The sequence below is a fragment of the Burkholderia sp. BCC1998 genome (genome assembly GCF_905339875.1).
Taxonomy (GTDB): domain Bacteria; phylum Pseudomonadota; class Gammaproteobacteria; order Burkholderiales; family Burkholderiaceae; genus Burkholderia.
This window is the reverse complement of the sequence record NZ_CAJPHE010000013.1, coordinates 37,079-51,160: the sequence shown is the minus strand read 5'-3', so window position 1 is coordinate 51,160 and position 14,082 is coordinate 37,079. Positions and strand designations below refer to the sequence as shown.

At 68.0% G+C, this 14,082-nt stretch carries 15 protein-coding genes; 6 read left to right on the top strand and 9 right to left on the bottom strand.

The window, feature by feature from the left end; all coding sequences use genetic code 11:
* Window positions 1-4: 4 nt before the first annotated feature.
* On the top strand, window positions 5-838 hold the full coding sequence (locus tag U5A56_RS22085) for an ABC transporter permease (protein ID WP_044843614.1): 834 nt from the start codon (window positions 5-7) through the stop codon (window positions 836-838).
* Window positions 839-910: 72 nt separating this feature from the next.
* Here U5A56_RS22085 and U5A56_RS22080 read toward each other — a convergent pair whose 3' ends face one another.
* The 4 genes from U5A56_RS22080 to U5A56_RS22065 all read right to left on the bottom strand — a co-directional run bounded on the left by U5A56_RS22080 (window position 911) and on the right by U5A56_RS22065 (window position 4,768).
* A complete protein-coding gene (locus U5A56_RS22080; RefSeq protein ID WP_044843615.1) occupies window positions 911-1,333 on the bottom strand; it encodes a hypothetical protein in 423 nt (140 codons plus the stop codon).
* Between the two features lie 234 nt (window positions 1,334-1,567).
* Window positions 1,568-2,626, bottom strand: coding sequence for a permease (locus U5A56_RS22075; protein WP_044843616.1), 1,059 nt, complete (start codon window positions 2,624-2,626; stop codon window positions 1,568-1,570).
* Window positions 2,623-3,750, bottom strand: a complete 1,128-nt coding sequence (gene mnmH, locus U5A56_RS22070) for a tRNA 2-selenouridine(34) synthase MnmH (protein WP_321924562.1) — start codon at window positions 3,748-3,750, stop codon at window positions 2,623-2,625. Before mnmH ends, U5A56_RS22075 begins: the two co-directional genes overlap by 4 nt.
* Before the next feature lie 64 nt (window positions 3,751-3,814).
* A complete protein-coding gene (locus tag U5A56_RS22065; RefSeq protein ID WP_321924559.1) occupies window positions 3,815-4,768 on the bottom strand; it encodes a LysR family transcriptional regulator in 954 nt (317 codons plus the stop codon).
* Between the two features lie 163 nt (window positions 4,769-4,931).
* On the opposite strand from U5A56_RS22065, the gene U5A56_RS22060 reads away from it, so the two are divergent.
* A complete protein-coding gene (locus U5A56_RS22060) occupies window positions 4,932-6,353 on the top strand; it encodes a M20 family metallopeptidase (protein ID WP_321924557.1) in 1,422 nt (473 codons plus the stop codon).
* Window positions 6,354-6,388: 35 nt separating this feature from the next.
* Window positions 6,389-7,675, top strand: a complete 1,287-nt coding sequence (locus U5A56_RS22055; RefSeq protein WP_124522215.1) for an MFS transporter — start codon at window positions 6,389-6,391, stop codon at window positions 7,673-7,675.
* Window positions 7,676-7,763: 88 nt separating this feature from the next.
* Here U5A56_RS22055 and U5A56_RS22050 read toward each other — a convergent pair whose 3' ends face one another.
* Both U5A56_RS22050 and U5A56_RS22045 read right to left on the bottom strand, forming a co-directional pair.
* On the bottom strand, window positions 7,764-8,816 hold the full coding sequence (locus U5A56_RS22050) for an NADP(H)-dependent aldo-keto reductase (RefSeq protein ID WP_321924555.1): 1,053 nt from the start codon (window positions 8,814-8,816) through the stop codon (window positions 7,764-7,766).
* Window positions 8,817-9,014: 198 nt separating this feature from the next.
* Window positions 9,015-9,452, bottom strand: coding sequence for a PaaI family thioesterase (locus U5A56_RS22045; RefSeq protein WP_044845043.1), 438 nt, complete (start codon window positions 9,450-9,452; stop codon window positions 9,015-9,017).
* Window positions 9,453-9,621: 169 nt separating this feature from the next.
* Here U5A56_RS22045 and U5A56_RS22040 point away from each other — a divergent pair, with 169 nt between their 5' ends.
* Entirely contained in the window at window positions 9,622-10,104 is a 483-nt protein-coding gene (locus U5A56_RS22040) for a winged helix-turn-helix transcriptional regulator (RefSeq protein WP_044845044.1), read from the top strand.
* Window positions 10,105-10,521: 417 nt separating this feature from the next.
* Window positions 10,522-11,145 carry a phospholipase D family protein gene (locus U5A56_RS22035; RefSeq protein WP_321924552.1) on the top strand — a complete coding sequence of 208 codons (624 nt, stop codon included), beginning with the start codon at window positions 10,522-10,524 and terminating at the stop codon, window positions 11,143-11,145.
* A 178-nt stretch (window positions 11,146-11,323) separates the two neighbouring features.
* On the opposite strand, the gene U5A56_RS22030 is transcribed toward U5A56_RS22035, so the two are convergent.
* The 3 genes from U5A56_RS22030 to U5A56_RS22020 form a co-directional block, all read right to left on the bottom strand.
* Window positions 11,324-11,542, bottom strand: a complete 219-nt coding sequence (locus U5A56_RS22030; protein ID WP_124485550.1) for a hypothetical protein — start codon at window positions 11,540-11,542, stop codon at window positions 11,324-11,326.
* Between the two features lie 434 nt (window positions 11,543-11,976).
* Entirely contained in the window at window positions 11,977-12,450 is a 474-nt protein-coding gene (locus U5A56_RS22025; protein WP_124485551.1) for a VOC family protein, read from the bottom strand.
* A gap of 260 nt (window positions 12,451-12,710) precedes the next feature.
* Window positions 12,711-13,019 (bottom strand): hypothetical protein, encoded by a 309-nt coding sequence (locus U5A56_RS22020; RefSeq protein ID WP_044845154.1) that lies wholly within the window; start codon window positions 13,017-13,019, stop codon window positions 12,711-12,713.
* 201 nt (window positions 13,020-13,220) lie between these two features.
* Here U5A56_RS22020 and U5A56_RS22015 point away from each other — a divergent pair, with 201 nt between their 5' ends.
* Window positions 13,221-13,964, top strand: a complete 744-nt coding sequence (locus tag U5A56_RS22015) for a DUF695 domain-containing protein (protein WP_321924550.1) — start codon at window positions 13,221-13,223, stop codon at window positions 13,962-13,964.
* The last annotated feature ends 118 nt before the right edge of the window (window positions 13,965-14,082 follow it).

Below are 14,082 nucleotides of genomic sequence, written 5' to 3'. Positions count from 1 at the left end.
GATCATGGACGCACGCAACTATTCCGCCGCCGCGCCGTCCGCACCGCCACGCGAATCCCGCTTCGCAGTCGCGCTGCCCGCGAATGCCACCAACTGGATCGCCGTGTGGCGGCGCAACTACCTCGTGTGGCGCAAGCTCGCGCTCGCGTCGCTGTTCGGCAATCTCGCCGATCCGATGATCTACCTGTTCGGGCTGGGATTCGGGCTCGGCCTGATGCTCGGCCACGTCGACGGCGTGTCGTATATCGCGTTCCTCGCGGCCGGCACGGTCGGTTCGAGCGTGATGATGTCCGCGAGCTTCGAGTCGATGTATTCGGGCTTCTCGCGGATGCACGTGCAGCGCACCTGGGAAGCGATCATGCACACGCCGCTCGCGCTGGGCGACATCGTGCTCGGGGAGATCGTCTGGGCGGCGAGCAAGGCGCTGTTGTCGGGCGTCGCGATCATGCTCGTCGCGGGCCTGCTCGGCTATGCGCGCTTTCCGTCGATGCTCGCGGCGCTACCCGTGATCGTGCTCGCCGGCCTCGCGTTCGCGAGCACGGCGATGATCGTCACCGCGCTCGCGCCGTCCTACGACTTCTTCATGTTCTATCAGACGCTCGTGCTGACGCCGATGCTGCTGCTGTCGGGCGTGTTCTTCCCGATCACGCAGTTGCCGCCGATCGCGCAGCATGCCGCGCACGTGCTGCCGCTCGCCAACGCGGTCGAACTGATCCGGCCCGCGATGCTCGGCCGGCCGGCGACGGACGCCGGCCTGCATCTCGCGGTGCTCGCCGGTTATGCGGTCGGCGGATTCATCGTCTCCGCATGGCTGTTCCGGCGGCGCATGATGCGCTGACGTCCGGCGCGCACGGCGCGCCGGCTCGCTGCGACGAAGTGGCGACGAAGCGGCGACGAAGCGGCGGCGGCGTTACTCGTCGTCGTCGCTCCACGGAATCTCGACGTCGGTCAGGAACGCGACGGTCGCCAGTGGGCCGCCTTCGTGGCGGCCGAGCTTGCCGTCCGCGCGATGCCATTCGACGCGGAACTGCGTACCCGGATCGTCGGCAACCAGATAGACCGCGCGCAATTCTTCGGCGTCGGCTTCGTCGACCGGACCGTCGAACGACACCAGCATCTTTTGCGGCCACAGGCCGTTTACCGGATCGTAGATGCGGTCGCCCTGCGGAATCTCGATGCTGGCCTCGACGCCGATCGTGGCGGAGGCTTCGATGATCATCGTGCCGAGCGCGTTCAGCACGGCAGTCGCCCGCGCGGAATTGGCCTGGCGGATCGCGAGATCGCCACGCGTCAGCGCCTTTTCGAGTCGAGGATGAATCTTCGGTTGGGTCATGCGTTTTCCTGTTTGCTTCTTGTAAAGGGCACCGCGCGCGTGAGGCGGCGGCGCCGGATGAATACGACGGTCATGCGACGGGACCGGTCGGTGTGCGCCGCAGCGGCCCGCAGCGGCCATCACGCAGGTCCGGTCGCCGGCAGCCGGGCATGTCGTGCCCTGCTGCGTCGATCGGCCACGCGAGCCGGACTTGTCCGGCCATCGCGCCCGCTCGCCGTCCCGTCCGCGAGTCCGTCAGAACCCGAATGCGATCGCGAGCAGCCCGCTCACGATCCCGAACACGACGACGAGGCCCGTAACGATCGCCAGCATGTAAGGCTTGAACGACCGCGCGAGCATCGCGAGCGACGGCACGCTGATCGGCGGCAGCGTCATCAGCAGCGCGGCGGCCGGGCCGACGCCCATGCCGAGCGACAGCATCGCCTGGATGATCGGCACTTCACCGGCCGTCGGGATCACGAACAACGTCCCCGCGACCGCGAACGCGATGATCCAGCCGAGATGGTTGCCGATGTCCGGGCCGATATGCGGGAACAGCCACGCGCGCGCCGCGCCGAGCAGCAGCACGAGCACGATGTATTCGGGCACGAGCCGCACGGCCATGCGTGCGAGCAGCTTCATCCAGCGGACGAACGGATTGCCTGCGGCAGCCTGTTCGGCCACCAGCGCGGCGAGTTGCGCGTCGTCGATACTGCGGTCCTCCGGACGCGCGATGCGGTTCAGCAGATAGCCGATCCCGAACACCATCGCGATGCCGAGCACGAGCCGCAACGCGCTCCAGTGCCAGCCGAGCACGAAGCCCATGAACACCAGCGCGGCCGGATTCAGCACCGTGTTGCCAAGCCAGAACGCGACCGCGCCGCCCGGCGACGCGTGCCGCGCACGCAGGCCCGCGACGACCGGCGCCGCGCAGCACGTGCACATCATGCCCGGCAGCGACAGCAGGCCGCCCGCGGCGACACTGCCGAAGCCCGTGCGGCCGAGCACGCGCGCGACCCAGTGCGCGGGCAGCAGCGCCTGCACGGCCGAACCGAGCAGCAAGCCGAGCACCATGGCCTGCCAGATCGCCTTGCCGTACGCCCATGCGTAGTCGAGCGCCGCCTTCAGCGACGGCTCGGGCGCGCTCGCCGACGTGCCCATCAGGATCGACTGGCCGATCGAATGATGCTCGGCGGCGACGAACGCCTTGTTGTAGTACGGGAACCATTTCACGTAGAACAGTCCCGCGACCGCGATCAGCAGGAAGGTCAGCCAGCCGAGCGCCGGACTGGGTTGGGTGCGTGTGGTCGTCATCGTGCGGTGGTCGTAGGGTTGTGGTCGGTGGCGGCTCGCGCCGCCCCGCCGGCGGCGGGCGAGGCCGGCAGCCCGGCCTGCGCGAGCGCGTCGAGCAGCGCGCGCGCCTGCTCGCGCCCGTCGGCCGCGTTCGGCCGGAAAGTAAACGCCAGTGCGCGGTTCGGCTTGTTGTACGTGGCGCGGTAGGTGCGCGCATAGGCGGGATCGTAATGCTTGTCGATCAGTTCGGTGAACAGCTCGGCCCGCGCGTCGGCATCGATCAGCGCATGCCAGTGCGCCACCTCGTCACGGCTGTGCAGGCCGATCAGCCGATTGAGCTGCGCCTTGAACGCGGCCGGCTCGTCGAACAGGTGGGCATAGTCGTCAAGGAGAAACGCGATGCGTTCGTCTTGCGCCGCCTCGACCTGCACCCACGGCCCGGCGTGAAACGCGTCGATCAACGCGATCGGCAGGTGCACGAGCCCGATCCTGCGGCTTTCCGATTCGACGAACACCGGCCATTCGGGGTCGAAACGCCCGAGTGTCTCGACGAGCCCCGAATCGAAGCCCTTCTGCGACGGCTGCGGCTTGCCCGGCAGCGCGCCGAGCAGCGAGCCGCGATGGCGCGCGAGCGCCTCGAGATCGAGCGTCTGCGCCCCTTCGTCGCGCAGCGCGTTCAGCAGCCGCGTCTTGCCGCAGCCGGTATGACCGACGAGCGCGATATAGCGAAACCGCGTCGGCAGCGTGTCGAGCGTCGCGCACACCGAGTGGCGGTACGCCTTGTAGCCGCCGTCGAGCTGGCGCGCCTGCCAGCCGATCAGGTTGAACCAGGTCGTCATCGAACCGGAGCGCTTGCCGCCGCGCCAGCAGTAGATCAGCGGCCGCCAGTTGCGCGGACGGTCGGCAAACGTGGTGTCGAGATGGCGCGCGATGTTGCGTGCGACCATCGCCGCGCCGACGCGCGTCGCTTCATACGGCGACACCTGGCGGTACATCGTGCCGACGATCACGCGCTCCTCGTTGCTGAGCACGGGCGCGTTCAGCGCGCCGGGGATGTGATCCTCGGCGAATTCGAGCGGCGTGCGCACGTCGATGATCTCGTCGAACTCGCCGGCGCGATCGAGGGTGACAATCAGGTTCTTCAATTTGGCGTCGAACAGGGGCGATGCGGCTCGGCGAGCCGCACGGGCACGGAAGGCGGATTCGCGATTATCTCACGCCCGGGCGTCCCGGGCCGCGCGCGGCAACCGGGGGCGGCGACGCGGCGCTCATCACGTCGATCAGATGGTCGCGAAACGCACGCACCGACGCGGGCAGATCGCGCCCCGCCATGGTCTGCACCTGGATGCTGCGCTCGCGCAGCTGGGGGTTCGTGACGGGCACGACGACGAAGCCGTCCACGTCGAAGCGGTCCCGCACCGACAGCAGCCCGGTGAACATGACCGCACCGGTACGCTGCGCGTAGCGGTACATCACCGCGGTGTTGTTGCTGGTCAGTTCCGGCTCGAGCATGAGCCCGTCGAGCACGCACGCGATGTCGATCAGTTGGCGCACCGTCGTGCCGGCCTCGGGCAGCACATGCGGGTGCCGGGCGACATCGGCGAGCGACACCGAATCGCGCGCCGCGAGCGGATGGTCGCGCCGCACGAGCGCGAAGACCGGCGCACGCTCCGTGTGTTCGACGCGTACGCCCTGCTCCGGCGCCAGGCTGAACGTCAGCCCGATGTCGGCATCGCCGTCGCGCACGCGCCGCGTCGCCTCCGCCGGCGACACGACCCACACCGAGAAATCGACGCCCGGGTGGCGCGCCTTGAAGCCCGCGAGCGCACCCGGCAGGAAATCGATCGCGAACCCTTCCGAGCAGGCGACCTTCAGCAGGCTGCCGTGCAGCGCCTCCAGCCCGCCGATTTCCTTCATCACGTGCTCGGCCTCCAGCAGGCTGCGCTGCGCGAAGCCCAGCAACCGTTCGCCGGCCTCCGACAGCGCCATCCCGCGCGGCCGGCGCTCGAACAGCGGCGCGCCGAGCTCGCTTTCGAGCTTCGCGATCTGCCGGCTGATCGCCGAGACGGCCACGTGCAGCCGCGCCGATGCGTCGCTGATCGACCCGGTGCGCGCCACTTCGACGAAATACCGCAGCGCAAGACCATGCAGGAAAGCCGCCATCGTTCTGTCCCCGGGCCCGTCGCCCAGGCCGCTCCGCTTTGCCTTTTCGGCAAAGAAATGTTCGAAATTCGATCATTGTGACAAAAAAAACGGCTTCCTAGAATCGATCGCACTGCCGATCGTGCGCGCCGCGCCCGCCGGAAAACCGATACAGGAGACCGTCTTGAGCCGTACCGCCGCCATCCAGCACGTGCTGAACCAGTTCGAATCGGGCGCGTTCTTCACGACCCTGAGCCGCCGCGTCGGCCTGCGCACCGAGAGCCAGGACAGCGGCTCGGGCGCCGCGCTGCGCGCCTACCTGACCGACGAGATCGCACCGGAGGCCGCGCGCCTCGGCTTCACGTCGCGGATCGTCGAGAATCCGGCCGACGGCGGCGGCCCGTTCCTGCTGGCCTCGCGCCACGAGGACGACGCACTGCCGACCGTGCTGATCTACGGCCACGGCGACGTCGTGCGCGGCTACGACGCGCAATGGCGCGCGCCGCTGTCGCCGTGGACACTGACCGTCGACGGCGATCGCTGGTACGGCCGCGGCAGTGCCGACAACAAGGGGCAGCACACGATCAACCTGGCCGCGCTGGCGAGCGTGCTCGCCGCGCGCGGCGGCCGGCTCGGCTTCAACGCGAAACTGCTGATCGAGATGGGCGAGGAGACGGGGTCGCCGGGCCTCGACGCACTGTGCCGCCAGGAGCGCGACACGCTCGCGGCCGACGTGCTGATCGCGTCCGACGGGCCACGCGTCACCGCCGAACGCCCCACCGTGTTCCTCGGCTCGCGCGGCTCCGTCAACTTCAAGCTCAGCCTGCGCGCCCGCGACGGCGGCCATCACTCGGGCAACTGGGGCGGCCTGCTGCGCAACCCGGCAACCGTGCTCGCGAATGCGCTCGCAAGCCTCGTCGACGCGCGCGGCGCGATCCGCGTCGCGGGGCTGCGCCCGCCGCCGATCCCGGCCGCCGTGCGCGCCGCGCTCGCCGACCTGTCCGTCGGCGGCGGCCCCGGCGACCCAGCGCTCGACGCCGACTGGGGCGAGCCGGGACTCTCCGCCGCCGAGCGCGTGTTCGGCTGGAACACGTTCGAGATTCTCGCGTTCAAGGCCGGCAATCCCGACCATCCGGTCAATGCGATTCCACCCGTCGCGTATGCGCACTGCCAGCTGCGTTTCGTGGTCGGCACCGACTGGGAGGCGCTGCATGCGCACCTGCGCGCGCATCTGGATGCGCACGGCTTCGCCGACATCGAGATCGACGTCGAACGCGGCGCACCGGCGACGCGCCTGCCGCCGGACGATCCGTGGGTCCGCTGGGCCGTCGCGTCGCTCGCGCGCACGACCGGCAAGAAGCCCGCGATCCTGCCGAACCTTGGCGGCACGCTGCCGAACGAAGTGTTCGCCGACACGCTCGGGCTGCCGACGCTGTGGGTGCCGCACTCGTATCCGGCGTGCTCGCAGCACGCGCCGGACGAGCACCTGCTCGCGAGCGTCGTGCGGGAAGGACTGCAGATGATGGCCGGCCTCTTCTGGGATCTCGGCGACGCCGCGCCGCCCGTTCGCCGCGCGGCACCCGCCGCGGCCGGCGCCGCCCTGTAACGCGCTTCGCCCCCTTTCTCGGGACTGCTCACACGATGAATACGACCACCCTGACCTCGCAGGACGCCGCGCGCCCCAGCACCGCGAAGATCCGCCGCATCATCTTCGCCGCGTCGATCGGCAACGCGCTCGAATGGTTCGACCTGATCGTCTACGGCTTTTTCGCGGTGACGATCGCCAAGCTGTTCTTCCCCGCGACGAGCGAGGCGACCTCGCTGCTGCTCACGCTCGGCACGTTCGGGCTGTCCTACCTGATCCGGCCGATCGGCGGCTTCGTGCTCGGCGCCTACGCGGACCGCGCGGGCCGCAAGGCGTCGCTGCTGCTGTCGATCGCGATGATGATGGCCGGCACGCTGCTGATCGCGCTGATGCCGACCTATGCGTCGATTGGCATCCTCGCGCCGCTCGGGATCATGCTGTCGCGGCTGATGCAGGGCTTTTCCGCCGGCGGCGAATTCGCGAGCTCGACCGCGTTCCTCGTCGAACACGCGCCGCAGCGGCGCGGCTTCATGTCGAGCTGGCAGTTCGCGAGCCAGGGTCTCGCGACGCTGCTCGCATCGGGCTTCGGTGCACTGCTGACGTCGACGCTGAGCACCGCGCAACTCGAAAGCTGGGGCTGGCGCGTGCCGTTCCTGTTCGGCCTCGCGATCGGCCCGGTCGGGCTCTACATCCGCCGCTACGTCGACGAAGGCATCGAGTTCAAGACGCAGGCGCGCTCGGAAGCGCCCGTGCGCGAACTGTTCGCGGACCAGAAGATGCGCGTGCTGCTGTCGATCGGCGTGCTCGTGATCTCGACCGCGATCAACTACATGGTGCTGTACATGCCGACGTATGCGATCAAGCAGCTCGGGCTGCCGGCATCGACGGGCTTCGCGGCGACGCTCGCGACCGGCTTCGTGCTGACGCTCGTCACGCCGCTCGTCGGCCACCTGTCCGATCGCACCGGACGGATCCGCGTGATGGCGGCAGCCGCCGTGCTGATGCTCGTCACCGTCTGGCCGACGTTCGCGTGGCTCACGCATCACGCGTCGTTCGCGACGATGCTCGCCGCGCTGATCTGGATCGGCCTGCTGAAGGCGACGTACTGCGGCGCGCTGCCGGCGCTGATGGCCGAGCTGTTTCCGTCGCAGACCCGTGCGACCGGTCTCGCCGTCAGCTACAACACGGGCGTCACGCTGTTCGGCGGCTTCGCGCCGTTCGTGATCACGTGGCTGATCAGCGCGACCGGCAACCGGCTGTCGCCGGCGCTGTACCTGATCGGTTGCGCCGTGTTGAGTCTCATCGCACTGCTGGTCGCGCGCACGCGGCTCGGGATGCGCTGACCGCGCTCGCGAACAAAACGACGGCGCGGCGATGCGCGCCTGACGCGGCCGTCGCGGCATCCGTGCCGCGCGCCATTTACCGTGACGTTTACGGCGCCGGATTCGGCTGCAGCTCGTGCAGCGCGTCGATCTCGGCGAGGATCTCGTCGGACAGCTTCACGCCGATGCTGCCGATGTTCTCCTTCAGTTGCGCGAGCGATGTCGCCCCGACCAGGTTGCTGCGCACGAACGGCCGGCTGTTGACGAACGCGAGCGCGAGCTGCGCGGGCGACAGCCCGTGGCGCTGCGCAAGCGCGACGTAGCGTGACGTCGCTTCGACCGCCTGCGGCTTGCTGTAACGCTGGAAGCGCTCGAACAGCGTGATGCGCGCGCCGGCCGGACGCGCGCCGTTCTCGTACTTGCCGGACAGCCAGCCGAACGCGAGCGGCGAATACGCGAGCAGGCCGATGCCGTCGCGATGCGTGAATTCGGACAGGCCGTTCTCGAACGTGCGGTTCAGCAGGCTGTACGGATTCTGGATGCTCGCGATGCGCGGCAGCTCGAGCTTCTCGGCCGCGCGCAGGAACTGCGCGACGCCCCACGGCGTTTCGTTCGACACGCCGATCGCGCGGATCTTGCCGGCCTTCACGAATTCCGCGAGCACGCCGAGCGTTTCCTCGATCGGCACCGTATACGCATCGTCGACCCACGGATACGCGGGGCGGCCGAACGTCGTCGTGCTGCGATCGGGCCAATGCAGCTGGTACAGGTCGACATAATCGGTCTGCAGGCGCTTGAGGCTGCCGTCGAGCGCCTCGGTCAGGTTCTTGCGGTCGAACTGGTTGCCTTCGCCGCGAATATGGCGCGGATTGTGCGGCTGCCGCGCCGGGCCCGCGATCTTCGTCGCAAGCACGATCCGGTCGCGCTGCGCACGATGCTGCGCGAGCCAGGTGCCGATGTACTGCTCCGTGCGGCCCTGGGTATCGGGCTTCGGGGGGACCGGGTACATTTCCGCGGCATCGATCAGCGTGACGCCCTGCCCGAGCGCGTAATCGATCTGCTCGTGCGCGTCGCGCTCCGAATTCTGCTCGCCCCACGTCATCGTGCCGAGACCGATCAGGCTGACCTCGATGCCCGAATCGCCGAGTGTGCGGTATTCCATGCTGTTCCTGTCGCGTCAGTGGAAAGCAGAAACGCTATCACACTGAAGCGAATGCTTCAGATGGCCGATGCGTTCACTTACAGGCGGCCTTCGATGCGCGTTCAGCCCTCGCCGATACGGATACGGCCGCCTTCGCGCGCATCGTCCGGTGGATGGCGCCGGACGGCCGCGCCGGGCGTAACGACGCCACGCCTCCCGTTACTGCGGCCGCTGAATGAAGCAGGTCGCCGATGCATGCGCGACGATCTTGTCGTCCGGCGTTTTCAGCGTGCCTTCGGCAACGCCCAGCGAACGCGACAGGTGAATCACGCGCCCTTCCGCGATCAGGTCGACGTCGCGCGGCACGGGACGCAGCATCTTCACGTGCAGGTCGACCGTGCCGTAGCCGACGCCCGCGTCGAGCATCGAATGCACCGCGCAGCCCGTGACCGAGTCGAGCACCGTCGCGGCGAATCCGCCGTGCACGCCGCCGAGCGGATTCAGGTGCCGGCCGTCCGCCCGCGCCGAAAACTTCACGTAACCGAGCTCGACGCCCAGCGGCCGCATCGGGATCGTCTCCGAGATCGACGCGAGCGGCACGTCGCCCGCCGCCGCCGCGCGCAGCAGCTCGAGACCGGACAGGGAAAGCGGATTCATCGGGTTGTCTCCTGATTGAACGCGCGTCGCCGCGCTAGTAAGTTCCAAATTGGAACTGATTATTGACAAGCGCGCCAGGCTTGTCAATGCATCCGGCGCCCTGTGCAACCGAAGCTCAGTTCTATAATCGAACCCGCTCCTTCGCTGAACCGTCGCACGAGACTCGATCATGAAATGGGATGACATCGGTACGCTGAACTGCTCGGTCGCGCGCACGCTTGCCGTGCTCGGCGATCGCTGGACCATGCTGATCCTGCGCAACGCCTTTCTCGGCTGCCGCCGCTTCGATGCATTCCAGACGCAGCTGGGCCTCACGCGTCACGTACTGGCCGAGCGGCTCGCGCGCCTCGTCGACGAAGGCGTACTGGTCAAGCGCGCGTATCAGGAACGCCCGCCGCGCTTCGAATACCGGTTGACCGAAAAAGGCCTGGACCTGTACCCGGCCCTGCTCGCGCTGATGACCTGGGGCGATCGCTGGAAGGACGACGGCCAGGGGCCGCCGGTGCAATTGCGCCATCGCACCTGTGGTCAGCTGATGCATGCGGTCGCGGTGTGCTCGGCGTGCGGTGAGCCGCTCGACCCGCGCCACGTGCAGCCGGAACCCGGGCCCGGCTGGGTCGCGCACGAGGTGGCCGGAACGCACGATGCCTGACGCGTCGCGCTGAGCGCCGGTCGTACGCACATGGGTACGCCCATGACAGCGCGGCGCGGCCATCATGCGTGCGCGTGTTGCATGCGTCTTCGCCCGACGCGCATCGTTCGTGTTGCCGCGCCCTGTCTGCCGTTCCCGTCTCGTCGATCGCACGCCGCATCGACCCTGCGCCCGCACGTGCGTGCCGTTCGTCACGCAGGGACCGTGCCGTCTGCGCACGCGCGCGCACCGCATCGACTTCCGTCCCCCGGCACGACCGCCGAGCCGATGCAGGCGCGGCGCGGCATGATGAACATCACCACGTCGACCGCTGCAGGCAGCCATCCAGCGTCTTCCATTCACATCCGGGCGTGACCACGCCGCCGTGTCTGCGTTACACTCACGGCCCGCTGTCTCAAAAAAGATTCGCTGTCCAAGATGTTGTCGCGCAAACGCCTCGCCACCGCCTGCCTCGCTGCTTCCCTCGTCGCCACACCCTTCGCCGCCTTCGGCAAGACGCACAACGAATCGCTGCTGCAGCAGGCGTTCGACTTCATCGCGCAACTGCTGCCGACCCCGACCCATGAAGCGCCCGCCACGCAATCCGTCGAATCGGCGTTCTCACCCGATGGCGGTGCGGAGGCACTCGTGCTGAAGGCAATCGGTGCCGCGCGCACCTCGATTCGCGTGGCCGCCTACTCGTTCACGTCGCCGCCCGTCACGCGCGCGCTGCTCGCCGCGAAGCGACGCGGCGTGAATGTCGCGGTCGTCGTGGACGACAAGGGCAATCGCGCGAAGAGCAGCAAGCAGGCGCTGAACCTGCTCGTCAACGCGGGCATTCCGACGCGCACGATCGACGCCTATGCGATCCACCACGACAAGTATCTCGTGATCGATGCCGAGCACGTCGAGACGGGGTCGTTCAACTACAGCGCTTCGGCAGCCAGCCGCAATTCCGAAAACGTCGTCGTGGTCTGGAACAATCCGCAACTCGCGTCGCGCTACCTCGCGCATTGGCAAAGCCGCTTCGACCAGGGCACGCCGTACCGCTCGTCGTACTGACGCTTCGCCGCACGCGATCACAGGCGCCGTTCGCGTACGGTGCGGCCGACGCGCGCCGTCGTCGCACATCCGCGTCGTGATGTCGTCAATGATCGGTGCGCATTGCATGGCGATCAACCTGGCCGAATGGCCTGCACACCGGGCGTGACGGCGCCGCGATCGCTGGAATCAGTTGAAATCAGTGGATGTCGGGCGAGCGCTCGGCGATCTGCGTGGCCGCGACGCACCGGCCGGCATGCGCACGCGCATCGCTTGCCGAAGGCTTCGGCCGATCGCGCGTACCGCCAGGCAACGCGTCGAGTACGCAGTCGGCACTGAAGGTCAACGTGTTCTGGACCATCGGATAGAGCAGATACAGCGCCAACGCGAGATACCCCGCGTACAGGATTCGAACCATGGTGCGTTAGATGAACGATTGATCTTGCCCTGTTTACGGCATCACGTCGGACAGCTTGAGCACCGGGCGTCGAATTGCATGGCCGGCAGCAACGCACGACGCGTGAAGCGTCCGTATCGCATCGACACGGCTACAACGCGTGGTGGCAGCACGATGGAGAATGCGTGATGCTGCTCGACGGGCGCTCGTCGAGCGTTGCGGTATCGACAGAAGCGAAGCACGCCGCCCGGCTTGCGCGAGCGCCGAGCGACATACGATCCCGCGCGGCATCGCGCGGTCGCCGACCGGCTCGGATCGGCCGATCGGCACGGGTACGAATACGAGGACAAGCAGCGAAACAACGGCGCCGGCACTTGAGCACGGACGAGCCGCGCGCCGATACGCGCGGCCATGAGCCACGTTCAGTCGCGTTCAATCGGATTCGCCCGGCCCGGTCAGGCTCCGCACGGCGGCGCGCTCGCCATCGCTTCCGCGATCTGCTCGGGCGTCAGGTCGCGCTGGTGGGTCGCGATCGACCAGCGATGGCCGAACGGATCCTCCACTTGCCCATAGCGATCGCCCCAGAACATGTCGGCGGCCGGCATCGTGACTGTCGCGCCGGCCGCGACGGCCTGCGCGATCGCCGCATCGGTGTCCGGCACGAACAGGTGCAGGCAGACCGGCGTGCCTTTCAGCGTCTTCGGCCCGAGTGCGCCGTGCTCCGGCATTTCATCCACGAGCATCAGCGTCGAATCGCCGATGGCGAGGCATGCGTGCGCGAGCCGGCCGTCCGGGGTCGGCAGGCGGAACCGTTCGGTCGCGTTGAACGCGCGCTTGTAGAAGTCGATGGCTGCGGCGGCGCCGGCGCAGATCAGATGCGGCGTCAGCGTGCGCATCCCTTCCGGGATCGGATTGACGGATGTGGTCATGGGTGTCGCTCCTTCAGTCGGTGTCGTGTCGGAAATCGGGACGGACGCACGATGCGCACGCCTCCGATGCTACGACGGACGGACTCGACGGAAATCGACACGCCGGACGACATTTTTTTATTCGCGACAGGCGCCGGAACAGGTTCGGCCCGACAACGCGCGAGCATCAGGCAGCGTGCGACCTCCAATGGGGCGATCGCGCATCCGGGCATGGCCTCGTGCGCGATGGCACGGCTCGCGGAACAGGCGCCGATCGCCGCTCAGATCTGCGGAAGGTCGCGCAACGTGCGCGACTCGCTCGTCGCATCGATGTCGAGTTCGATCCCCTCCGACGCGTCGCGATACAGCACGCGCTTCAGCCGCGGCCCCACCGCTGTGCCGTCCGCTTCGTCAAATACGGCGCGAACGTCGTTGCCGGCCGCGAGCGCACGTGCCACTTCCGCCACCGACGCCTCGCTCGGCGTCGCCGCCCAGGACCGGTCCGCCGGATTGACGGCCGCCCAGCGCACGTGCGTCACACGCGCACTGCGCACATCGATTCGGACACCATTCACTGCGAACATCGACATCGGAATCTCCTTCGAAACGGTTGCGGCCGGGCGAACGCCCGACGATGGAAACCGGCGATGGCGCGACAGCACGCGTTCGATCGCCACCGGACCCGCCGGACGCGCGATCACCCAGGCACGCAGCTTCGGCCAACGCGATTTTCGATGATACATTGGGACGCTTTGCAACCGTCAACAGACAATCGTGCACGGGAGAAACACATGACCGACGCCTGGGGAACCTTCCCTGCCCGAATGGGCGACCATCAGGCCTTCATCAGCTTCAATCACGGCTTTGCGGAAATCGCCGAAAGCGACCCGCGCACGTCGCTGCTCAGCGTGCGCGTCACGCTTGCGCATCCGACGCCCGACGGCCTGCCGAGCGGTGACGATTTCGCCGATCTCACGAAGATCGAGGATCTGCTGGACGCCGCGGTGACCGCGAAAAACGGCGTGCAGGTCGGCCGCATCACGGTCGACGGCAACCAGGATTTCCTGTTCTACGTGCCGTTCGACGAAGCAGCCGCGGGCGAGATCGTCGACTCGCTGGCCGAACAGACGACCTACGCACTTCAGTACGCCTATCAGGACGATCCGGACAAGGAAACGTACTGGCGCACGCTCTACCCGACCGACGACGACTGGCAACTGATGCGCGACATGCGCGTGCTCGAGGCGCTGCGGCAGAAAGGCGACGTGAGCGACGTGAGCCGGCGCGTGATGCACTGGGCCTACTTCCCGGACCCCAGCGACGCGCACCAGTTCGCCGACTGGGCCGAGTCGAAAGGCTATCTGGTCGAATCGGTCGCGCCCACCGAGGACGGCAAATCGGCCGTGCGGTTCGCGCACGAAGGCACGACGGCGCTGGCCGACATCACGCACCATACACTCGAGATCAATCGCGAGGTGCACTCGCTCGGCGGCGAATACGACGGCTGGGAAACCAGCGTCGAGCAGGCAGGCTGACTCCGCTGACACGCGCGTGACGCGCGTGTCGGACCGTGACGGGTTCGGGATCAAAAGCATCCCAGCGGCGCGACCGCATACCGCCAGGATCCAGGCATCGCCGGCCGCGACCGGCGAT